Raw genomic sequence first — 22,751 nt, 5'->3', positions numbered from 1 at the left:
ATACCCGGGCTTTCGCCGGACTCATCAAAAGACTTCTGGAAGGAGCTACCGACGTATTTTCGCACATTCGTCCTTTTTCTCGCAGATATTGTCGCTTGATAGCATCGATTCTGACGTATCTCGGATAATACTGGACGAACGTTTTGCAGATCGTTCACGATCGACCCGTCCTGTCGCACCGTGTTTCGACGTTTGTCGAACTGTCAGTGGGCACACGCGACCAGCACCGACGCGGCCGGCATCGACGCGGACGGGAACACGTTTGTGTCCCCCGGCCGGATCGACGTCATGGACACGACAGCCACGGTCAGCGCGGTTGAGGAGGTCGGCCGCGACACGTACGCGCTCCGGTTTCACGCGCCCGACGGGTTCGCAGCCGAACCCGGGCAGTTCGTGAAGCTCGGCACCGAGATCGACGGCGAATCCGTCGCCCGTTTTTATACTCTCTCCTCGCCGACGGTCAGCGACACCTTCGAGGTCACCGTCGGGATCGATCCCGAGGAGGGCGGCGACTTCTCGGCGTTCCTCTCGGGCGCGGAAGCCGGCACCGAGATGACGCTCTCCGGTCCGTTCGGCGACCAGCACTACGACGGGGAGCCGCGCGCGGTGATCGTCGCCGGCGGCCCCGGCGTCGGCCCTGCGGTCGCCATCGCCGAGCGAGCGCTCGACGAGGGCGCGGAGGCTGCGATCGTCTACCGCGACGACGACGTGTCCCACGCGGACCGGCTCGACGCCCTTCGGGAGCGCGGTGTGACGGTCCAGGTCCTCGACGCCCACGCGGACCTCACCGATGCGGTCGCCGACGCGCTGACCGGTGCCGACGGCGAGACCGTCTTCATCTACGGCTTCGCCGATCTCGTCGATGACGCCAGCGCCGCGATCGAGGCCGCCGGCGGCGACGCCGACGCCGTGAAGGTCGAGAATTTCGGGTAGTCCAGTTCGCCGAGTTCTGTCAATTAGTACGGGAACGGCAATGAGCAATCCCGGGAGTAGGGATCTCAGTGTGTTGAAGTGATCGTTTATAAGTGAGAGAGTGGTGTTGCCGTCGGCTGTTTATATATCGTTGCTGGCGCGGTGAACACGTCCAAAGCCCCAGCCGCGAGGCGGGTGCCCCTTTGAATCCCACCCCGCACCGCAACCGCCCCGCACCTCACGCCTCCCCAGCCCCGTCGCCGGCGCGCAGCGCCGGCTGCCAGAGGCGCTGCGCGCCTCGCTGCCGCTTCGCGCCTTTAAAAGGCGCTCTCGGCGTCCCTCGTGGGCTCCTCGCGCTCGCTTAAAAGCGAGCGCTCAGAGGCGCGCCACCGCCTCAGTCATTTATAAGTAGTCGTCGCTGCCGCATTTATTTATTTAAATACCACGTCGCCGGCGACGGATTGCAATACCTGCTCCCGGTATCGAACAAGAAGCACAGTTCAGCGACCAGCTGTTTCGAGTGAGGATATATCCGGAGAATCTGATTTCAACGTGGGAATTCACTGGCCAGTCAGCGCACGGATGGTACTTAAAAGGCGTCGTACGAGCGATGCCGCCTTCGTATAAGTGAACACCCGGCGGCGTGCTTACGCTCCACCACTCTCCCGAACCGCAGTGAGCAGCGTCTCCTCGTCCGCGTCGCCGTCGACGCTCACGATCGGAGTTGGGACGTCGCGGACCGCCGCGTTCGGGTCGTCCGCCGCGTTCAGGTCGTCCGCGGGGGTCGGGTCGTCCACAGTCCCGCTCCCGCCGCGCGCCCCACCGTCGACCGCGACTGTCACGTCGGCGCGAGTCGCGAAGTCGACGGCGGCGTCCCGTTGCTCAGGATCGACCGCCTCGAACGGCGGGGCCGTCACGACGGTCGCCCCCGCGTCGGCGGCGACCGCGGCGGTCGCGTCGCCTTCGGGAACGACGCCGACCGAGAGCTCGTGGCCCGCGGCGGCGAGCCGGGCGACGACGCGCGCTGCACCTCGGCCGCGCCCGACGACGTGGACCCGTCGGGAGTCGCGGTCGGTGCCGGAGTCGGCCGCGTCGAAGGTCGTGACGGTCGGCGAGCCGGTGGCCGGGTTTCGGCCGACGAACGCCTCGGCGGCGAAGGCGGCTCGGAGCGCGTCCCGAGTAAGTACCTCCTCGGGCGGCCCCGCGGCGTGAACCCCGCCGTTCGCGATGACGACGACCACGTCGCAGTACCGGGCGGCCATATCGAGGTCGTGGATCGCCGCGAGCGCGCCGCGCCCGTCGTCGACGATATCGCGGACCAGTTCGAGGGTTTGAACCGCGTGGTTCACGTCGAGGCTCGCCGTGGGCTCGTCGAGCAGCAGCGTCGAGGTCCCCTGCGCCAGCGCCCGGGCGAGCAGCACGCGCTGGCGCTCGCCGCCGGAGACCGCCGCGATCGATCGGTCGGCGAACCGCGCGACGTTCGCGGCGTCCATCGCCTCGCGGACCGCCCGCTCGTCGTCCGCGCCGTGGCCGTCGAACCGGCCGAGGTGCGGTGTCCGCCCCATCTCCACGACGTGGCGCACCCGGAAGTCGAACGCGAGGCCCGTGTCCTGTGGTACGCTCGCGACCCGACGTCCGGTCTCGCGGGCGGAGAGGTCCGCGGCGGCGTCGCCGTCGAGTCGGACCTCGCCGGCGTCGGGGTCGACCGTCCCCGTGATCGCCCGGAGGACGGTCGTCTTTCCGGCCCCGTTCGGGCCGACGAGCCCGACGAGTTCGCCGCGGCCGACCCGGAGGTCGACGCCGGAAACGACGGGCACGTCGCCGAAGGAGGCCGACAGGTCGTCGACCGCGATGAGGGGGTCGACGCCGTCTCCCGCGGCGTCGACCACCTCTTCGGCCTCTCCGTCGATCTCTCCGTCGTCCGTCGGCGTCCCCGTGCTCACAACTCGTGCACCTCCCGGTTCATCAGCAGGTAGATGAAGAAGGGCGCGCCGACGGCGGCGGTGACGATCCCCACGGGAAGCTCCGCGCTTCCGGACCGGGCCACCGTGTCGGCGGCGACGAGGAAGGAACCCCCGGCGAGCGCGGCCGTCGGGAGCAGGACCCGGTGGTCCGGGCCGACCACGAGCCGGAGCATGTGCGGGACGATCAGGCCGACAAATCCGATGACCCCGGCGAACGAGACCCCCGCCGCGGTGATCAGCGCGGAGGCCCCGAGGAGAATTCGCTTCGTGCGTTCGACTTCGATTCCGAGTCCCCGCGCCTCCTCCTCGCCCAGCAGGAGGACGTTGAGGTCGCGGGCGTACGCGAGGAGGAGAACGAAGAGCGGCGGCACGACGAGCGCGGTCACTGCCACGTCGCCCCACGCGGCCCCCGAGAGGTGACCCATCAACCACGCGACGATCCGCCGGAGCGACTCGCCGGCCTGCAGTTGGAGGTACGAGATGACCGCGCCGAGGAACGTCTGGACCGCGACGCCGGCGAGCAGCAGGGTCGCCACCGGCGTCCGGCCGTGGCGCGTCGCGATCGCGTACACGCCGAAGGCGGCCGTGAGCGCTCCGACGAACGCGAAGAGGCTCACGCCCGCGCCGTACGAGAGCCCCACGTCGACTGCGCCCACGAACGGGAGCGCGAGCGTCGTCGACAGCGCGACGGGGAAGACGATGAACGCGACGGCACCGACCGCCGCGCCGGAGGAGACTCCGATGATCGACGGGTCCGCCATCGGATTGCGGAAGAATCCCTGCATGACCGTTCCGGCGGCGGCGAGCGCGAAGCCGACGAGCGCGCCCATCAGGATCCGCGGGAGCCTGACGCCGACGACGATCCGTTGGTGCACGTCCTCGACCGGGAACGCGAACGGCGATCGGTACGCGAGTTCGACGCCCGGGAGCGTGAGTGGCCCGACGCCCGGAAGCGTAAGCGGACCGATTCCAGAGAGGAGAGGCCCCGCGCCAGACGGGGTCGTTTCGACGCCCGCGGGCACGACCAGCGCGTTCAACACCGCCTTCACCACCTCCGCGGGTGGGATTCGCACGGGTCCGATCGCGGCGCTCACGACCACCACGGCCGCCAGCGCGACCGCTAACGCCGCCGACCAGACCGCCGAGCGGACCCACGCACTCATTCGTTCTCCAACAAAACTTGTAGTAGGTAAATACTTATTGGACCAGCGTCGTCGTCGATCCGATGCGAGCCAGGTACGCCATCGCGATGGCGCTGCTCGTGACGACCGCCTTCGTTGGCGGCGTCGCGGGCGGCGTCGGGGGCGCACAGCCGACGGTCGACCGAGCGGATCACCCGACACCGGCAGATCACCAGACGAGCACTCCGGGAGATCATCGGTCGAGCCCATCGGGGACACACCAGACGAGCGACGGCGACGCCGACGCCTGTGGATTCCCGCTCGAAGTGACTGACGCGACGGGGACGACGGTCACTCTCGACGAGCGGCCCGAGCGGATCACGACGACGAACCCGTCGGCCGCCCAGACGCTCTGGGAAATCGGGGCGCGGGATCGGGTCGTCGGCGTGACGCAGTTCGCGGCGTACCTCGACGGTGCCGACGAGCGGACGGACGTGTCCGCCGAGGGCCTCGGCGTCAGCGTCGAACGCGTCGTGGACACGGACCCCGACCTCGTGCTCGCGCCGAACGCGTCCGCCGACCAGGTGGGGGACCTCCGCGAACAGGACCTCACCGTCTACCACTTCGCCGAGGCGACCTCGGTGGAGGACATCGCGGCGAAGACGGAGACGATCGGTCGGCTCGTCGGAAACTGCGAGGGTGCCGCCGACACCAACGACGAGATGAACGAAGCCGTCGCGGACGTCGAGGAACGAACCGCCGACCTCGACCGCCCGGCCGCGCTGTACCCGCTCGGCGACGGGTTCGTCGCCGCCGATGGCACGTTTATCAACGAGATCATGCGGATCGGCGGCGTCGACAACGTCGCGGCCGCGGAACACGAGGGATACCCGCAGCTCTCGAACGAGGTGATCCTCCAGACCGATCCGGAGGTGCTCCTCGTCCAGAGCGACGACGCGGCGATCCTCGACGAGGAGCCGTACGCCAGCACGACCGCCGGCGGTGAGGGGAACTACGTCGTGATGAACACGAACTACCTCAACCAACCGGGGCCGCGCAGCGTGATCGAGTCGACCGAGACGCTCGCGACCGCGGTCGAGGAGCTGCAGGCTGAGAGCGACGGAGGCGCTACCGGCGAGAACGACAGTGACGAGATGAGTGACGGCGAAGACGGCGACGGGAACGACAACGACGACGCGAGCGACGACAGCGATGAAACCGGCACCGAGGCACCCGGATTCGGTGTCGTCGCCGCGCTAGTCGCCGCGATCGCGACGGCGCTGATCGCCCGGCGGCCGTAGCACCGCTCACCGATCACTGACCACCGCCCACCGCCTACCGACTGCCGACCACCGCCCACCGCCTACCGACTGCCGACCACCGCCTACCGACTGCCGACCACCGCCCACCGCCTACCGACTGCCGACCACCGACTACCGACCACCGCCCACCGACCGGCCTCCGCGACAGCTCCGTCTCCCGCGACAGTGACGTCTCCCGCGATAGGCACCGTCCCCGCGACAGCGACGCCCCTTGCTACTGATTCGCCGAGCGCGCGTCAAGCGCGACGGGGATCGACCGAGCGGCGACGTCGCCGGCGAACGCCTCGCCGTCCGCCGCCAACGTCTCGAAGGTGTCGTAGTGGATCGGAACGACGAGGTCGGGGTCCATCGCCTCGGCCAGTTCGGCGGCCGCGTGCCGGTCGGAAACGAGCCCGCCGCCGCCGATGTTCGCGAGGAATATCGAAACGTCCAGCTCCGTGAATCCGTCGAGCGCGTCGGAGTCACCGGGCCAGAAGACGGTGCAGTCGCCGAGTCCGAGGAGGAACCCGCAGCCGAACCCCGGGGGGTGCGTCACCAGGCCGTCGGCGTCCGCGTTCGGTCCCTCGGGGTCGTTGTGCGCCGCGACCGACCAGACGGCGACCTCGCCGGCCGGGGTCTCGACGTCGACGCGCGCCTCGTCGTCGACGCGGACCACGTCGTAGTCCGCGACGAGCGATTCGATCGGCTCCACGTCGCGGTCGATCCCGGACGGGTCCACGGCCTCGTAGATCACGAGCGTCGCGTCCTCGGTCGCGACCGACCGGATCCCGTCAGGATCGTAGTGGTGATCGTGGGTGACGACGACGAGGTCGCCGTCCCGCGCCCAGTAGTCGTCAAGGACGCCGTATCGGCCGGGGTCGGTGTAGACGATCGGCCCCTCGGCGGGCTCCAGCCGAGCCGTCGCGTAGCCGAGCCACTCCACGGAGACGTCGTCGTATCGAACGGTCATGGTGGATCGTCTGGCCGCGGACGCCTTGAGGGTGGCTATGGGCGATCCGTCTTCTCCTGTCCCCACCGACGTGATCAGTCCCCGTCACCCGCCAGCCGGTGCACTCGCTCCAAGGAGTCGGCGTCATCGACCGACTTGTCCTCGCGAACGCCGACGAATCGCGGGAACCGGAGGGCGTAGCCGGACGAGTAGGTCGGCGAGGTCTGGATCTCCTCGTATCCCACCTCGATGACGACCTCGGGGCGGATCGCGATATCAGTCCCGTTCTCGCTCACCACGTGGGGCTCCAGCCTGTCGGTGAGGGCGGCGAGCTCCTCGTCAGTGAGCCCGGTCGCGACCTTGCCGATGGTCGCGAACCCGTGGGGGGCGTCGGCCGCCTCCTCCCTCTCCTCCCGTCTCTCTCCTTGGCTCTCTCCCTGTCTCTCCTCCTTACTCTGCCCCAGTTCGTCTCCCTCCTCGGTCGCCGTCCGCACGCCGAGTAGGAAGGTCCCGAACAGCTCAGCACGTCGGCCCTCGCCCCACTCCGCGCCGATCACCGCGGCGTCGAGCGTCTCCACGTCGGGCTTGCGTTTCAGCCAGTCCTTCCCGCGATCGCCGGGCGTGTAGGCTGCCGCCGGGTTCTTCAGCATGACGCCCTCGTGGCCGTCGTCGAGGGCTTCTCGCTCCGCGGCCGCGATCGCGTCCGGGTCGCTCGCGAGGTTGAAGGGAACGACCGCGTCCGGAAGCACCTCGGCGAGCCGATCGTGACGGACTCGGAGCGGCTCGTCGAGCAGGTCGTCGCCGCCGGCGTGGAGACAGTCGAACGCGTGGAGCCGTAGAGTGACTTCCTCGCGCATCCGGTCCACGTCGTGTTTGCGCCGGAACCGCCGCAACACCGCCTGAAACGGGAGCGGATCACCGTCGTCGTCAACGGCGACGACCTCTCCGTCGAGGATGACCGGGACGTCGACGCGATCCGCGACGTGCTCGCCGATCTCCGGGAGCGCGTCGGTCACGTCATCCATGTTCCGCGAGTAGATCCGCGGACCGAGTCCGTCGTCGCCACCGTCGCCGTCGCTGTCCCCGTCGTCGCCACCGTCGCCGTCGCTGTCTCCGTCGTCGCCACCGTCGCCCGCCTCGGCGGCGGACTCGGGCACGTAGTGCACCTGCACGCGGGCCCCGTCGAATTTCGTTTCGACTGCGACCTCGCCGAACGCCTCGACCGCGTCGAGCGCGGTTCCCGCCTGTGCGAGCATCGCCTGCACCGGCCGACCGACCCGCAGTCCCTCGCCCCGCAGCCCGTCGAGCCCCTCGTCCCGGGCGAGGGCCGCGACGCGACCGTAGTCGTTGGTCACCTGTAGCGCGCGCTCGACCGCGTCGACCGCGTCGTCGCCGGCGCGGAGGGCCGGATCGGCCTCGCGGTCATGATCGCCACGCTCGTCGCTCTCGATTTCGTCGCGTTCGGCTTCTCCCGGGGGAACCGCCTTTGCGAGGAACGCCTCGGCGATCGCGTCGCGGGCGGTTCCCTCGCCGACGCCGAGCCGCATCTCGCCGAGCACGAGTCGCGCGAGGACCGTCGCCTCGGCCGGATCACAGCGGTTGAACAGGCCGAACAGCGCGTCGAGCTTGCGGGACTCGCTGCCGTCCCCGGCCGTCGCGGCCAGACCGCGCAGCGCCGAGTCGACGTCCGCGACCGTGAGCGAGTCGCGGCCGTCGCCGAACGTCGCGAGCCCGCGTTGCCCGCCGAACTCGAAGTCGGCGGCGACCGCGCCGATCTCGCCCGCCTCCGCGAGGCGATCCTCCACGTCGGCGGCCGTGACGTTCGGGCCCGCGGCGCGCGCGATCGCTTCGCGGCACAGCGCCGGGCCGACGTCGAGCGTCCGGCTGTCGTGCGCCGGGAACACGCGCCCGAGCAGGAATCGGGTGACCGTCGCGAGATCGTCGCTTTCGGCGTCGCTGTCACTTCCCTCCCCGTCGATTCCGCTCTCGTTGATTCCGCTCTCGTCGCTCGCGGCCGCGAGCAGATCGGCGACCGCGAGCGTCGTCTCGATGTCGCCCGGCTCGGCCGCCAGTCGCTCGGCCCGCTCGGCGAACGCGGCGAACTCCATACGCCGAGTCGGCGATCGGGGTGCAAAAACGCGCCGGTACGCCCGGCGAATCTATCGCGTGTCGATCGTCCCCACGCCGCCGATCGGCCGTTGCCCTTTTTGCCGACCCGGTCCGTCGACCGTCGCATGAGCACCGAGTCCGACCTCGCGGACGGCGTCCGCGAGGTGCTGTCCGTCGACCCCGACGAGTTCGACGCCCGCGCCGAGGGGGAGGCCGAGATCGTCAAACAGGGGCTTCGAGACGGGGCCTTCGACAACCACCAGTCGATCGTCGGGTTCGAGTACGAGTTCTACGCCGTCGCCGACGGGCGGTGGAGCGAGGAGTCGCGGGCGGGCGACTACGCGCTGATGCGCGTTCCGCGGCGGCTGCTAGAGTTGATGGGCTTCGAGAAGGAGCTCGGCCTGCACAACGCCGAGATGTCGACGAGCCCGCAGCCCCTCTCCGACCACGGGCTCCGTGCGCAGCTCGCGGAGGTGCGCGCCCGGCTGGAGGCCGCGGAGAACACCGCTGGCGTCGAGGGGATGCGGCTCGTCTCCGACGGGCTCTGGACCATCCCGCCGGCCGGAGAGACGGCTCGCGAGTACCTCACCGACAGCGTCGACGTCGACGGCGTCACTGTCGCGGTCAACATGAGCGACTCGGTTCGGTACCACGCGATGGCGAACGCGGGCGGGAGCGAGAAGGCGGACGGAGGGGTCGAAGCGAGCGGTGGAACGAGCAAAACGACCGTCGAAGCTCCCGGGGTGTCGCTGTCGGCGGACACGGTGATGCCCGAGAGCCTCATCACGTCGATACAGCCCCACTACCAGGTCGCGCAGGCGACGACGCTGCCGAGGCACTTCCGGTACGCGCTCCGGATCGCCGGGCCGCTGCTCGCACTCGGCGTCAACGCGCCCTTCTTCCCGCCCGAACTGTACGACGACGACTGGGACGGCGAGCGCGTGCTCGCGGAGGGGGCGGCCGAAAACCGGATCCACGTGTTCGAGTCCGTCCTCAACGCGCGAACCGACGAGGGAAAGGTCAGATTCCCGCGGGAGTTCCACGACGTCGAGACCGCGGTCGACCGGATCGCGGGCGACGAAACGCTCATCCCGATGCCCGAGCCCGACGGCACCGATCGGTTCGACGACGCGTTCGCGACGTTTCGGACGAAACACGGCAGCTACTGGCGCTGGGTTCGCCCGGTCTTCGAGGGCGCGAGCCGGTCGAGCGCGAACGCCCGAATCGAGTTCCGGCCGATTCCGGCGCAGCCGACGGTCCGCGACTCCATCGCCTTTCAGGCGGCGTTCGCCGGGCTGATGCAGGCGCTCCCGCAGCGCGAGCACCCCGTCATCGGGCTCGACTGGGAGACCGCCCGCGACAACTTCTACGCCGCGGTCGCCGACGGCCTCGACGCCCAGATCGAGTGGGTGGGGCTCGACGGCGAGCGCACGACCGACACCGACGCCCTCTACGGCGACCTCCTCGACCACGCCGAGGCCGGGCTCCGGACTGCGGGCTGCGCCGACGACGAGGCCGCCGCCTGGCTCGCGCCGCTCCGGTGGCGCGTCGCCAACCGCACCACGCCCGCGAGCTGGAAACGCGACCGGGTCCGCGAGCGACTCGACGCCGGCGACGACTTCGCGACCGCCGTCGACGACACCCAGCGCGAGTACATCGACCGGCAGTCGGAGACACTGATCGACGGCGGATTCTCGGCGTGGACGAACGAGTGATGGACCGTACCCCGGGAACGTCCACTTATAACTGAAGGATGCGGTGCGGTGGCGTCGCCGGCGCTACGCGCCGGCTGCAAGCGAGAGCTTCGCTCTCGCCCTGCGCCTCCGAGCGCCCTGATACGGGCGCGAGGAGCCCGCGAGGGACGCGGCGACTGAAAGGAGCCGCGAGGCTGGGGAGGTGTGAGGTGCGGGGCGGTGCTGTGGCGGGGTGGGATTCAAAGGGGCAGTCGCCGGCGCTCCGCGCCGGCTGCCAGAGGTGCTCCGCACCTCGCTGTCGCGAGGACGAAGCACGCTGCAGCAAGCACCGCAGCGAAGGAGCATCAGCGACTGAGCGAGGAGCGCAGCAAAGCGCGCGAGTAGCGAGGGCGACCGCAGGGAGCCCTCGTAGCGAGCGGTGAAACCGCGAGCTCGTTGCGGCTGGGACTTTGTGAGTGTTCACCGCGCCAACGACGATCGCTTATAAACGAGCGGCCGAAGCGGTTCAAATCGGCAGAAAACAAACGCCGAAATCCACGACCCGCCCGCCAACATCCATATATAAATGACGGCCGCACCGCTCACCGTTCGAAATCGAGTATGAATGGCGGACGGGCGGGGTGGCCCGGCGTTCCGCCGCGGGGTATCCCGGTTGCCTTCTCCACCCCGCGACCCGACGAGCGACGGGCGTTCGGCGGTGGGCTGCTCGCTTCCGCGCCTGACCCGGTGTCGCCGACGAACCGCGACGGACCGCTCCTGCGAGCGGGCGTCACGGACCGCTGTCCCCGGCGGACGAGGCTTCCACGTTGGCTCTCGGGGCCCGCGCCGGTCTGACCGGACGCGCCCGCTGTTCGGTCCCCGCTAAAGACTACCTCACGGGTGACGAGCGGGGCCTAACCGCCCGACCTAGTCCACCTGCGGGTACACGGGTCCGCCTTAAGGGCCTTTCGTTCGGCTGGAAGAGTAACGGGGAACCGGCATCCGACCGCGACCGCAACCCGACCGCGACCGCAACCCGACCGCGACCGCCGCCAGCCTACTCCAGCAACGTCCGGGCGTACACCACGGCGGCCACCGGTATCGCGGCCGAAACCGCGACGACTGCCCGTCCGTGCCACTCCAACCAGCGGAACTCGGCGAACATCGTTGTGGGTTCGATCGCGAGCGTCCACGCCGCCGCGCTCAGGGTCGTCGCGACGCCGAGCATCACCGCGACGCCGGCGAGCGACCCGGGGTCGAGATTTCCGCGCTCGATCGAGGCGATGACGACTGCGCTCACCAGCGCGAACAACACGATTCCGGCCGCGCCGACGGTCCCCGACGCGTAGTACCCGGCGAGCTGTGCGGGGTACCCCGACCCCGACCCAGTCCCCGACACGAGCGCGTACGGCGCGGCGAGAACGAGCACGGTGGCGACGGCGGCGACGATTCCCGCCCCGCGGGCGATCTTTCCAATGTCCATACCTGACGGTCCGGCCGGTACGGCGGTAAAAGGTCCGGATCGAATCCGCGAGGTGGACGGTATCCGCGGGGAGAGGCGCGAGGCGAGCGCGAGTATCCCGAGCGGGACCCGCATCGTTTTGCGTCGCCGGCGCGGATCGGCGTACATGAGCCTCGACGTCGACCCGCCGGACCCGCCAGAACTCGCCGCCGTCGATCCGAACGAGTACGAGGACGCGGAGGTGTCCGGCGGCGAGTACCACCGCGACGACCTAGAAGCGTTCCTCCGCGAGGGCGCGTGGGACGACGCGTTCGACGAGTGGGCCGCCGGCAGCGACATGGAAGAGACGGACTGGCAGATCGCCCTGGACCTCGATCTGGTCTCGCGGTTCGACTTCTTCTGGGACGACTTCGCCGACCGCGTCGGTTACCACGCGCCCGGACTGCCGGAGGACTGGAAAGAGCGCGACCTCCACCCGGACCTCGACTCGTGGGGAACCGTCTCCGCGATCAACGCGGGGCTCACGGAGCTCGGACAGATCGTCTGTGAGACGCTCAAACAGGAGTACGTCGACTGGGAGGCCGAGTTCGACGCGCCGGATGACCTGCCGGATTTCGACGAGTAGCCGACGCCGACCGCCGAACAGTCCGCCCGCATAGCGTCCCCACAGGTCCCCTTTAGTCCCCAGAGGTTCCGCTCTAGTGTCCCCAGAAATTCCGCTCTAGTGTCCCCAGAGGTTCCCGTCGGGGTCGTACCGCGCGTCCATGATCCGGTCCCACTGCTCGTCGGAGAGCGCGAGGTCCGTTGCCGCGACGTTCTCGTCGAGCTGGTCGGTCGTGCGCGCACCGACGATGGGGACGCAGGTGAACGCGTCCCACCCAGTGAGCCACCGGAGCGCAACCTGCGCCGGCGTCGCGTCGAGCTCGTCCGCGACCGTCCGCACCGCGTCGAGTACCTTCCAGCCGCGCTCGGAGAGGTAGTAGCGTTCGAAGCGGTCGTCCAGACTCGCGCGCGAGCCGTCCGGCGCGATCACCGCCTCGGGGTCGTCCGGATCCGCGCGTTCGTACTTCCCGGTGAGGAAGCCGCCCGCCAGCGGAGAGTACGGGCAGACGGCGATGTCCTGGTCGATACAGACGTCGAGGTACTCCGCGACGTCCTCGTAGTAGCCGGCGTGGTGGAGCGGCTGGACCACGTCGAAGCGCGCGTAGTCGTTGGCATCCGCTGTCCACAGCGCCTTCGTCAGCTGCCACGCCGCCATCGTGGACGCGCCGAGGTAGTGGACCTTCCCCTCCGAGACCAGCTCGTCGAGGACGCGCATCGTCTCCTCGATAGGGGTGTCCTCGTCCCAGCGGTGGATGTAGTAGACGTCGAGGTAATCGGTGTCGAGCCGGTCGAGCGTCCCCTCGACCTGCGCCCGAACGTGCTTGCGCCCCAGCCCGGAGTCGTTCGGGCCGGGCTCGCCGCGCCCGTCGAAGGGGAAGTACACCTTCGAGGCGATCACGTAGTCCTCGCGCTCGCGTTCGTCGAGCCACTCGCCGATGTACTCCTCGCTCGTCCCGTTCGGCGTCCCGTACACGTTCGCCGTGTCGATGAAGTTGATCCCGCGGTCCGCCGCCGCGTCGAGGAGCTCGTGCGCCTCCTCGCGCCCCGTCTCGACGACGCCGTTCGTCTCTCGCCCGAAGCGCCACGTCCCGAAGCAGAGTTCGGAGACGCTGAGTCCCGTGTCGCCGAGCCGTCGATAGTCCATATCTCAACTTCTGGTCGGCGATTTATAAAGCGTGACGACATCGACGACCGACGCGGCGGCATCGAGTAGGACGTCGTCGCGACGTCGGCAGCGCCGAGTCCGCCGTATTCAAATACGCGCGCGAAGACCAACGGATATGGACGATATCGACGACCAGTACGCGCCCGCGGACGTCGAGTCGGCGGTCGACGAGTACTGGGACGACGCGGACGCCTACGAGTCGGCCAAGGAGGCGCACGCCGACGACCCTCCCTTCTTCTTCGTCGACGGGCCGCCGTACACCTCCGGGCAGATGCACCTCGGGACGGCGTGGAACAAGACGCTGAAGGACGCCGTCATTCGCCACAAGCGGATGACCGGCCACCGCGTCACCGACCGCCCGGGCTACGACATGCACGGGCTCCCGATCGAGGTGAAAGTCGAGGAGGAGCTCGGCTTCGAGAACAAACGCGACATCGAGGAGTACGGCATGGAGTCGTTCATCGAGACGTGCAAGGAGTTCGCCCTGCGCAACCGCGCGGCGATGGACGAGGACTTCCAGTCAATCGGCGTGTGGATGGACTGGGACGATCCCTACGAAACCATCTCGCCCGAGTACATGGAGGCCGCGTGGTGGGCGTTCTCCAACGTCGCCGACAACGGGCTCGTCGAGCAGGGGAAACGCTCCATCTCGCAATGCCCGCGCTGTGAGACCGGCCTCGCCAACAACGAGGTCGAGTACGAGGACGTCGAGGACCCCTCGATCTACGTGAAGTTCCCGCTCGCGGACCGCGAGGGGAGCCTCGTCATCTGGACGACGACGCCGTGGACCGTCCCCGCGAACACCTTCGTCGCCGTCGACGAGGACCTCACCTACAACGCGGTCCGCGCCGAGAAGGGTGGCGAGTCGGAGCTGATCTACGTCGCCGAAGACTGCGTCGAGGACGTCCTCCAAGAGGGCCGCTACGAGGACTACGAGATCGAAGCGGCGCTCACCGGCGAGGAGCTCATCGGCTGGGCGTACGACCATCCGCTCGCCGACCGCGTCGCCGAGTACCCGGACTTCGAGGGTGCGGGGCAGGTGTACGCCGCCGACTACGTCGAGGCCGATCGCACCGGACTCGTCCACTCCGCACCGGGCCACGGGGAGGAAGACTTCCGCCGCGGCACCGAACTCGGGCTCGACATCTACTGCCCGGTCGGCCCCAACGGCGAATTTACGGAGGCGGCCGGGGAGTACGCCGGGCAGTTCGTCCGCGACGCCAACGACGAGATCATCGACGACCTCGTCACCGACGGGCACATGCTCGCGCACGGGACGGTGAACCACAGTTACGGGCACTGCTGGCGGTGTGACACCGGCATCATCCAGCTGGTCACCGACCAGTGGTTCATCTCGATCACCGACGTCAAAGCGGACCTCCTCGACAACATGGAGGAGTCGGAGTGGCACCCGCAGTGGGCGCGAGACAACCGCTTCCGGGACTTCATCGAGGACGCGCCAGACTGGAACGTCTCCCGCCAGCGGTACTGGGGCATCCCGATCCCGATCTGGGTTCCGGCAGACGCGGACGGGGACGACCTCGACGAGGACATGATCGTGATCGGCACCCGCGAGGAGCTCGCCGAGCGCGTGGAGGAGGACGTCGATCCCGAATCCATCGACCTCCACCGCCCCTCGGTCGACGACCTGACGATCGTCGAGAGCGGCACGACCTACCGCCGCGTCGAGGACGTCTTCGACGTCTGGCTCGACTCCTCCGTCGCCAGCTGGGGCACCCTCGGCTACCCGACGAACGAGGCCGCTCACGAGGAGCTGTGGCCCGCCGACCTCATCATCGAGGCGCACGACCAGACCCGCGGCTGGTTCTGGTCGCAGCTCGGGATGGGGACCGCCGCGGTCGGCGAGATTCCCTACGAAGAGGTCCTCATGCACGGATTCGCGAACGACGAGGACGGTCGAAAGATGTCCAAGTCCGTCGGTAACATCGTCACCCCGGAGGAGGCGATCGATCGCGCCGGCCGCGACCCGCTCCGCACCTACCTCCTCAGCCACGACCAGCAGGGCGTCGACCTCGCGTTCGAGTGGGACGGACTCGGAGAGATTCAGGGCAAGCTCAACATCCTCTGGAACGTGTTCCGCTTCCCGCTGGAGTACATGGACCTCGACGGCTACGACCCCGCGGAGGCGACCCTCGACGACGGCGAGCTCGAGCTCGTCGACGAGTGGGTGCTCTCCCGGCTCCAGTCCGTCGAGACCGAGGTGACCGCGGCGTGGGCCGACTACCACGTCAGCGACGCCGTCAACGCCGTCGTCGAGTTCGTCACGCAGGACGTCTCGCGCTTTTACGTGAAGGCGGTCCGCGACCGCATGTGGGAGGAGGCCGACTCCGCCTCGAAGCGCGGCGCGTACGCCACCCTCGCGACCGTCCTCGACGAGGTGATCCGACTGCTCGCGCCGATCGCGCCGTACCTGACCGAGCGAATGTACCAGACGCTCGACGGCGAGGCCGCGACCGTCCACCAGCTCGACTACCCGGAGCCCGACGACGACCGCCGCGACCCCGATCTCGAACGCGACGTCGCCGTCCTCCGCGACGTGGAAGAGGCCGCCGCGAACGCCCGCCAGCAGGCCGGTCGCAAGCTCCGGTGGCCCGTGCCGCGAGTCGTCGTCGAGAGCGGCGACGAGGACGTGGCCGACGCCGTCGACCGCCTCTCGTCCCTCATCGCCGACCGCGTCAACGCCCGCGAGGTGACGGTCACCGACGCGTTCGACGAGCTGATCGAGACGGCCGAGCCGCGGATGGCCGAGATCGGTCCCGCCTTCGGAGCCGACGCACAGAAGGTGATGGGCGCGGTGCAGGGAGCGACCCGAGCCGCGGTCGAGGGCGGCGAGATCGCCGTCGACGGCGAGCCGATCGATCTCGACGATTCGATGGTCGAGTACGTCGCCGAACCGCCTGAGCACGTCTCCGGCGCGGCGTTCGAGGGCGGCACCGTCTACGTCGACACGTCGCTGACGCCCGCGATCGAATCGGAGGGCTATGCCCGCGATGTGATCCGGCGGATCCAGGAGATGCGCAAGGAGCTCGATCTCGACGTCGAAGCCAGAATCCGCGTCGGCGTCGCCGTCGACGACGACCGCGTCGCCGGGTTCGTCGACGAGCACGCCGATCTGATCGCCGGCGAGGTGCGGGCCGACGAGTGGCTCGACGACCCGAGCGACGCCGCAGACGTCGCCGGCGGCCTCGTCGAGGAATGGAACGTCGAGGACGCCGTCGTCACGATCGGGATCGAACCGATCGCGTAGGAGACTCGAGCCGGTCGCCTAGGGGACTCGAACCGGTCGCGTAGGAGATTCGAGCTTACCGGTGCGCACCAATTGCAGAATCGAATGAACGAAAGATTTCACCCGCCACGAAGACAGAGAGGACGTGCAGTCTTCGCTCATTTTGACGGTGAACGTTGACGTCCCGAAACCTATAGGTGATGCCTTCACTCATGGTCAGATATGCATGTCCGGGCGGCCCGCCCTGACGACGCGGAGGCGCTGCGAACGGCCGTCTCGCGGGCCCGCGAGGCGACCGTCTTCGACGACATCGGTGCACCCTTACTCGACGTATCCGCAGCCGGCGTCCGCGAGGCCGCCGCGGAGGCGGAGTGGTCGTTCCTGATGGAGGACGACGACGGCCCCGTCGGCGTCGCCATCGCTCACCCGGACGCGGAGGGGCCGGAGGCGGAACTGCTCGCGCTGTGGGTCCACCCGAACCACGCCGGCGAGGGCGTTGCGACGGACCTACTCTCGCGGGTCGCGTCGTCCGTGGACGACCGCAGCATCGACACCCTCCGGGCGACGGTCCCCGCGAACAGCCCCGGAGCAAAGGAGTTCTTCAGTGCACACGGATTCAGCCCGCGCGGCACTCGGCGCGGTCCCGCCGGCGACGAGTCGATCGTCGTCGCCGACGTCGGCGCGCTCGAGTGAGCGGCCGCGTAGCGAAAAGAGGGAACCGAGAGCGGAGGGACGGAGAGGGATCGGAGGGATCGGAGCATATCTGTCGGAATCACCAGATAGCGACCTGAATCACCAGATAGCGACCGGATACGGCGGAGACGGATCCAGCTCGGCGTAACTCGTCGCGAGCGGCCTACTTCAGTCGCTCTTGAAGGAACGAGGGATGCGCGGCGGTGACCCCGTCGACCCCGAGCAGCTTCTCGGAGATCACGTCGCCCAGTTCGTCGCCGTCGGTCGCGCGAACCTCGGCCATCAACATGTGGTCGCCCGAGGAGGTGTACAGCGACTGAACCTCGTCCAGTCCCTTCAACGTCCGGGTCGCGCCGACGTACTTGCCCGAATCGACGTCCATTCCGACCATCGCGATCGACTGGGAGGAGAGCTTCTTCGGATCGATCTCGGCGGAGTAGCCGACGATCACGCCCTTCTCTTCGAGGCGGTCGATGTACTTCCGCACCGTCGGCTTCGAGACGTCGGCCCGATCCGCGATCTCCGCACAGGAGGCCTGCGCATCCTCCTCTAACACCGACAGGATCCGCTCTTCGGTCGATACCGTACTCATGTCGACGACTTTGTCACCACAGAAAAAATACCTTGCGAATCGAAAAACGAGCCGAGCGAACGACGAACCGTGGCGGGATCGGCGGCCGATCCCGGTTGAGGGCTGCCTCAGGCGTGTTTGTCGAGGAACTGGTCGTGCGAGCGCTCCCACTCGTACTCGTCGTCCCAGTATCGCTCGGCCAGCGGCTCTTCGGGCATTTCGCCGATCGCGCGCTTCTCCTGGCCGTACGACGGGCGATCGTCGTCGACGTAGAAGCGACCGGTGAGGACCTCGCCCTCGTACAGCGCCTCCTCGGTCGTCCGCATCATCTCCGCGGCCTCGACGCGGTCCGTCTTGTCGAAGTCGTAGTCGTCGGACTCGTTGACGTCGATGTACGGGACGTACTGCCGCGCGTCCTTGTTCCACGTCGGACACTGGGTGAGGAAGTCGACGTGCGCGAAGCCGTCGTGCTCGATCGCCTCGATGAGGATCTCCTTGGCCTGGTTGGGGTTGACCGCTGCAGTGCGAGCGACGTACGAGGCACCGGCGTTCAAAGACAGCGAGAGCGGCTTGATCGGCTCCTTGGCGCTGCCGGACGGTTGCGTCTTCGACTTGTGGCCCTTCGGGCTGGTCGGGGAGGTCTGTCCCTTCGTGAGCCCGAAGATCTCGTTGTTGAAGACGATGTACGTCATGTCGTGGTTCTCCCGGGCCGTGTGGATGAAGTGGTTCCCGCCGATCCCGTAGCCGTCGCCGTCGCCGCCGGCGGCGATCACTTCGAGGTCGGGGTTCGCGAGCTTCGCGGCGCGGGCCACGGGCAGCGAACGCCCGTGAATCGTGTGGAACCCGTACGTGTCGAGATAGCTGTTCAGCTTGCCCGAACAGCCGATTCCGGTGCATAGCAGGGTCTCTTCGGGCGTGCGCCCGACTTCAGGGAGCGCCTGCTTGAGCGCCTTCAGGACGCTGAAGTCACCGCAGCCGGGACACCACGTGGGCTGCGGCTCGACGCCGGGTGTGTACTCGTCGCGGTCGATCTCTCGTTCCTCTCCGATTGCTGAAAACGTGCTCATGGTTAGTCACCTGCGGCTGGGACGAAGGTGGTCTGGTGGCCGGACGCGTCGCCGTCGCCCTCGACGATGGCTGTCTCGAACCCGTCGACAATCTCCGCCGGCTCGAACGGGTTCCCGTTGTACTTCAGCAGGCTCGACAGCTTCTCGCCGTAGCGGCCGACGTTCTTCTGGATGAGCCCGCGGAACTGTCCCGAGGCGGTCATCTCGACGACGAGGACCTCGTCGACGCTCTCGATGAACGCCTCGACCTGTTCGGTCGCGAACGGAAGCATGTCGGAGACACCGTACGACTTCACCGAAATGCCGGCGTCGTTGAGGCGGCCAACGGCCTCTTCGACCGTGCCCTGTTGGCTCCCGAAGGTGAGGATGCCGTACTGTGCGTCCTCGGGGCCGACGTACGAACCGGTGTCCTCCGCGTCGAGGTCGGCGCGGATCGCCTCCAGTTTCTCCGTCCGCCGGTCGATCTGCGCGACGCGGTTGTCGGCCGATTCGGCGATGTGGCCCGTGGGGTCGTGCTCGTTGCCGGTCGCGAGGAAGCGACCGCCCTTTTGGCCGGGAATCGAACGCGGGGAAACGCCGTCGTCGACGTCGTGTTGGAACCGATGGAACTTCCCGTCGGCCGAGTGGGGCTCCTCCGCCAGCGCGTCCTCGCTCAGGGTCTTCCCGAGCGTCGGATTCGGCTCGCGGTCGAAGTGGCTCTTTGGCACGTTGACGAGTTCGCCGCCGAGCTTCTGGTCGTACAGCAGGATCGACGGGATCTGGTACTCGTAGGCCAGCCGGAAGGCGAGTCGCGACTGCTCGTACGCCTCCTCGACCGTCCCGGGTGCGAGAACGACGCGTTGGGAGTCGCCCTGCGAGGTGTACAGGACGTGTTCGAGGTCGGACTGCTCCGGCTTCGTCGGCATCCCGGTCGACGGACCGGCGCGCATGGCCTCGACGAGGACGACGGGCGTCTCCGTCATCTCCGCGAGCCCGAGCGGCTCGGACATCAGCGCGAAGCCGCCGCCGGACGAGCCGGACATGGCTTTGACGCCTGCGTGCGACGCGCCAACCGCGAGCGCGGCGGCCGCGATCTCGTCTTCGACCTGCTCGGAGATGCCCCCGAGCTTCGGCAGATTCTTCGTCATGATGGTGAACACCTCGGTCCACGGCGTCATCGGGTAGCCGGCGATGAACCGACAGCCCTCGTCGATGGCACCGTAGGAGATGGCGTCCGAGCCGGACATGAGCAGCTGCGTCTCGTCGTGTTCGCCAGTCGGGACGGACACGTCGGACGCGTCGACGTCGTAGTCCTCGCGGACCTGGTCGTACGCGATGTTGAGGATCTCGAGGTTCGGGTCGAGGATCTTCTCCGGCATCGCATCGCGCATGAGATCCTCGACGTGGTCGAGGTCCATGCCGATAAGCGCACAGGTCGCGCCGACGCCGGCGGTGTTACGCATCACTTCGCGGCCCTGCTCGCGGGCGAGGCCGCGGAGGTCGAGGGGATACACGTGCCAGTCGTTCTCCTCGGCGCGCTCCTCGAAGTTCGGGATCTCGGAGGCGTCGAGAAGCCCCTCGTCGTACACGATGACGCCGCCCTCCCGGAGCTCGTCGAGGTTCTCCGAGAGCGGTTTTATCTCTTCGTTCCCGTAGACTGCCTCCTCCTGCGGATTGCGGGCGAACGAGTCGCCGAGCGCGAGCAGGAAGTTGTAGCCGTCCCCGCGGGACTGAACCGGGTCCGCGGACGCGCGGATCTCGGTGTACGTGTGGCCCCCGCGGATCCGCGACGGGTAGTGGCGATGCGTGAAGACGTTGAGCCCCGATCGCATCAAGGCCTTCGCGAAGTTCTGGCTGGTCGAAGCGATCCCGTCACCGGATCCCCCCGAAATCCGCCAGATGAGTTCGTCGTCAGTCATAGTGGTATGTGAGCCCGTGAGGGCCTCGTGATTCGACCTTGTGTTGGTTACCTCTTAGGGCTTGCTATGGAATCACAAGGAACGATCATGAGAGACCGTGACGAGATGCTCCGATCGGGGGCGGAATGTGCGTTCCGCGCCCTTTTAGACGCGGCCCCCCCGACCGTCGGTATGCTCACGTTCATCGGACTCGGGCTCTACGACGAGCGCTCGGTCACCGTCGAGGGTCGGGAGGCGCTCCGCGCGGCGGACCGCGTCTTCGCCGAGTTCTACACAAGCAAACTGGTCGGCGCGGACGTCAACGACCTCGAAGCGTACCACGACGTCGACGTCGAGGTTCGGGCGCGGGAGGGGGTCGAGCGAGACCCGGAGCCGATCCTCGCGGCGGCGGAAGACGGCGACGCCGCGTTCTGCACCGCCGGCGACACGATGATCTCGACGACGCACGCAGACCTCCGACTGCGCGCCGAAGAGCGCGGCATCGACACGCGCGTGATCCACGGCGTGACCGCCCAGTCGGCCGCGTCGAGTCTCACCGGGCTCCAGAACTACCGGTTCGGCAAGGCGACGACGCTCCCGTTCCCGTACGCACACGGCGGTGACGGAGTCCCTCAAAGCGTGATCGAGACGATCGAGGCGAATCGGGAGCGCGGGCTCCACACGGTGGTCTACCTCGACATCAAGGTCGGCACCGGACCGACCGGACCCGACCCGGACCACGAGGAGTACATGACCGCCGACGTCGCCGCCGCCCTGCTCGCCGACGGGTGGGCGGACGAGCTCGCCGTCGTCATCGCCCGCGCGGGCTCGCCCGACGCCGTCGTCGCCGCCGACCGTCTGAGCGCGCTCGCCGATCGGGAGTTCGGCGAGCCCCTCCACCTGCTCGTTATCCCCGGCGACCTCCACCACGTCGAGGCCGATGCGCTCGCAGGGCTCGCGGGCGCGCCGAGGGACCTCGTCGGGGAGTGAGCCGCGACGGGTGATTCGGGGGGTGAGCCGCGACGGGTGACTCGGGGGAGTGAGCCGCGGTCGCAACCGATTCGAGAACCGACCCGATCGACGTCCAGCCGCGATCCCAGACGACCAGTCGAACTCCGACCGGGGTCCGAGATGATCGGTCGTTTGATATTCACGCCTCGCGTTAGCACGACGCATGGAAACTCTCTCCGTCGAGCGACTCATGTCGACCGACCTCGTCATGATCGAGCCGGACGCCGCCGCCGCCGACGCGGCGAAGCGCATGTTGGAGACCGGGGTGAGTTCGATCCTCGTCGTCGACGACGACGGCCGATTGATCGGCCTGATCACCGCGACGGACTTCGTCGCGCTCGTGCGCGAGAACGACCCCAAAGACGAGACTCTGGTCGAGGCGTTCATGACGACCGATATTGTCACCGTTGGGCGCGACGACACCGTCGAGGAGCTGGCGGAACCGACGGCGCACGGATACACCCACCTGCCCGTGACGAACGGGGACCGCGTTCCGGTTGGCATGGTCTCGACCACCGATCTCACCGCGTACGTCTCCGGGAAGCGGTGACATTCACCACCGCTGCGACGCGGCGATCCCCTTGCAGCTTCCGGAAGAGTAATCACACGTGGTAGCACACACCACAGCATGGATCTGAACGACCGAACCCGCGTCAGCGATGTCATGTCGACGCCGTTGGAGACGATAGGGGCGGACGAGCCGCTCCGAGACGCCGCGCGGCGGATGGACGACGGCGGCATCAGCGCGCTCGTCGTGACGACCGGGGGCGGCTGTATCGTCACGCAGAGCGACATCATCGGTGCCGTCGCCGAGGGTCGCGACACCTCCACGACGACGGTCCGCGACGTGATGACGGAGAACGTCGAGACCGTGACGCCGGATCTCATGATGGAGGAGGTCGCGGCGATGATGACGATGTACGGCGTGAAACACCTCCCCGTCGTCGACGACGACTACCTCGGGATGGTCTCGTCGACCGACGTGGCGGAACACCTGTCCTGATCGGGACGCGAACCGTCGGCGGG

The 22,751-nt window shown here is 68.3% G+C and carries 18 protein-coding genes and 1 other RNA gene; 9 read left to right on the top strand and 10 right to left on the bottom strand.

Translation table 11 applies throughout. The features are described from left to right. The first annotated feature begins 288 nt into the window (after positions 1-288). Positions 289-933 (top strand): FAD-dependent oxidoreductase, encoded by a 645-nt coding sequence (locus ACFQEY_RS02840; protein WP_379765103.1) that lies wholly within the window; start codon positions 289-291, stop codon positions 931-933. Positions 934-1,559: 626 nt separating this feature from the next. Here the strand turns inward: ACFQEY_RS02840 and ACFQEY_RS02835 are convergent. Both ACFQEY_RS02835 and btuC read right to left on the bottom strand, forming a co-directional pair. Beyond that, complete coding sequence (locus tag ACFQEY_RS02835) at positions 1,560-2,822, bottom strand: ATP-binding cassette domain-containing protein (RefSeq protein WP_379765101.1); 1,263 nt, start codon at positions 2,820-2,822, stop codon at positions 1,560-1,562. A 29-nt stretch (positions 2,823-2,851) separates the two neighbouring features. Further along, entirely contained in the window at positions 2,852-4,039 is a 1,188-nt protein-coding gene (btuC, locus tag ACFQEY_RS02830; protein ID WP_379764583.1) for a vitamin B12 ABC transporter permease BtuC, read from the bottom strand. Between the two features lie 62 nt (positions 4,040-4,101). Here btuC and ACFQEY_RS02825 point away from each other — a divergent pair, with 62 nt between their 5' ends. Beyond that, positions 4,102-5,298, top strand: a complete 1,197-nt coding sequence (locus ACFQEY_RS02825; protein WP_379764581.1) for a PGF-CTERM-anchored ABC transporter substrate-binding protein — start codon at positions 4,102-4,104, stop codon at positions 5,296-5,298. 235 nt (positions 5,299-5,533) lie between these two features. Here the strand turns inward: ACFQEY_RS02825 and ACFQEY_RS02820 are convergent, their stop codons facing one another. Continuing rightward, complete coding sequence (locus tag ACFQEY_RS02820; RefSeq protein ID WP_379764579.1) at positions 5,534-6,268, bottom strand: MBL fold metallo-hydrolase; 735 nt, start codon at positions 6,266-6,268, stop codon at positions 5,534-5,536. Between the two features lie 74 nt (positions 6,269-6,342). Continuing rightward, positions 6,343-8,355 carry an ATP-dependent DNA ligase gene (locus tag ACFQEY_RS02815; RefSeq protein WP_379764577.1) on the bottom strand — a complete coding sequence of 671 codons (2,013 nt, stop codon included), beginning with the start codon at positions 8,353-8,355 and terminating at the stop codon, positions 6,343-6,345. Between the two features lie 126 nt (positions 8,356-8,481). Here ACFQEY_RS02815 and ACFQEY_RS02810 point away from each other — a divergent pair, with 126 nt between their 5' ends. Then, positions 8,482-10,071: a glutamate-cysteine ligase family protein gene (locus ACFQEY_RS02810; RefSeq protein ID WP_379764576.1), complete on the top strand. Its 1,590-nt coding sequence runs from the start codon at positions 8,482-8,484 to the stop codon at positions 10,069-10,071. A gap of 584 nt (positions 10,072-10,655) precedes the next feature. On the opposite strand, the gene ffs is transcribed toward ACFQEY_RS02810, so the two are convergent. Beyond that, positions 10,656-10,967, bottom strand: an RNA gene (gene ffs / locus ACFQEY_RS02805) — signal recognition particle sRNA. A gap of 119 nt (positions 10,968-11,086) precedes the next feature. Beyond that, positions 11,087-11,512 carry a DUF7548 family protein gene (locus tag ACFQEY_RS02800; RefSeq protein WP_379764574.1) on the bottom strand — a complete coding sequence of 142 codons (426 nt, stop codon included), beginning with the start codon at positions 11,510-11,512 and terminating at the stop codon, positions 11,087-11,089. A gap of 145 nt (positions 11,513-11,657) precedes the next feature. Here ACFQEY_RS02800 and ACFQEY_RS02795 point away from each other — a divergent pair, with 145 nt between their 5' ends. Continuing rightward, on the top strand, positions 11,658-12,116 hold the full coding sequence (locus ACFQEY_RS02795) for a hypothetical protein (RefSeq protein ID WP_379764572.1): 459 nt from the start codon (positions 11,658-11,660) through the stop codon (positions 12,114-12,116). 96 nt (positions 12,117-12,212) lie between these two features. Here the strand turns inward: ACFQEY_RS02795 and ACFQEY_RS02790 are convergent, their stop codons facing one another. Next, entirely contained in the window at positions 12,213-13,238 is a 1,026-nt protein-coding gene (locus tag ACFQEY_RS02790) for an aldo/keto reductase (RefSeq protein WP_379764570.1), read from the bottom strand. A gap of 136 nt (positions 13,239-13,374) precedes the next feature. Here ACFQEY_RS02790 and ileS point away from each other — a divergent pair, with 136 nt between their 5' ends. Next, the gene (ileS, locus tag ACFQEY_RS02785; RefSeq protein WP_379764568.1) at positions 13,375-16,527 is read left to right on the top strand and encodes an isoleucine--tRNA ligase; all 3,153 of its coding nucleotides are present in this window, start codon (positions 13,375-13,377) and stop codon (positions 16,525-16,527) included. Positions 16,528-16,728: 201 nt separating this feature from the next. Next, positions 16,729-17,199 (top strand): GNAT family N-acetyltransferase, encoded by a 471-nt coding sequence (locus ACFQEY_RS02780; protein ID WP_379764566.1) that lies wholly within the window; start codon positions 16,729-16,731, stop codon positions 17,197-17,199. A 163-nt stretch (positions 17,200-17,362) separates the two neighbouring features. Here the strand turns inward: ACFQEY_RS02780 and lrpA1 are convergent, their stop codons facing one another. The 3 genes from lrpA1 to ACFQEY_RS02765 form a co-directional block, all read right to left on the bottom strand. Next, on the bottom strand, positions 17,363-17,791 hold the full coding sequence (gene lrpA1, locus ACFQEY_RS02775) for an HTH-type transcriptional regulator LrpA1 (protein WP_379764564.1): 429 nt from the start codon (positions 17,789-17,791) through the stop codon (positions 17,363-17,365). 107 nt (positions 17,792-17,898) lie between these two features. Continuing rightward, positions 17,899-18,837 carry a thiamine pyrophosphate-dependent enzyme gene (locus tag ACFQEY_RS02770; RefSeq protein ID WP_379764562.1) on the bottom strand — a complete coding sequence of 313 codons (939 nt, stop codon included), beginning with the start codon at positions 18,835-18,837 and terminating at the stop codon, positions 17,899-17,901. Positions 18,838-18,839: 2 nt separating this feature from the next. Continuing rightward, the gene (locus ACFQEY_RS02765; protein WP_379764560.1) at positions 18,840-20,735 is read right to left on the bottom strand and encodes a 2-oxoacid:acceptor oxidoreductase subunit alpha; all 1,896 of its coding nucleotides are present in this window, start codon (positions 20,733-20,735) and stop codon (positions 18,840-18,842) included. 171 nt (positions 20,736-20,906) lie between these two features. On the opposite strand from ACFQEY_RS02765, the gene dph5 reads away from it, so the two are divergent. The 3 genes from dph5 to ACFQEY_RS02750 all read left to right on the top strand — a co-directional run bounded on the left by dph5 (position 20,907) and on the right by ACFQEY_RS02750 (position 22,728). Continuing rightward, complete coding sequence (dph5, locus tag ACFQEY_RS02760; RefSeq protein ID WP_379764558.1) at positions 20,907-21,704, top strand: diphthine synthase; 798 nt, start codon at positions 20,907-20,909, stop codon at positions 21,702-21,704. 184 nt (positions 21,705-21,888) lie between these two features. Further along, positions 21,889-22,275 (top strand): CBS domain-containing protein, encoded by a 387-nt coding sequence (locus ACFQEY_RS02755; RefSeq protein WP_379764556.1) that lies wholly within the window; start codon positions 21,889-21,891, stop codon positions 22,273-22,275. Between the two features lie 78 nt (positions 22,276-22,353). Beyond that, positions 22,354-22,728, top strand: coding sequence for a CBS domain-containing protein (locus tag ACFQEY_RS02750; protein ID WP_379764554.1), 375 nt, complete (start codon positions 22,354-22,356; stop codon positions 22,726-22,728). Positions 22,729-22,751 lie beyond the last annotated feature (23 nt).

It is taken from the genome of Halorubrum trueperi (assembly GCF_042662525.1).
Classification (GTDB): domain Archaea; phylum Halobacteriota; class Halobacteria; order Halobacteriales; family Haloferacaceae; genus Halorubrum; species Halorubrum trueperi.
The sequence above is the reverse complement of the archived record's forward strand: the minus strand, read 5'-3'. Positions and strand labels throughout refer to the sequence as shown.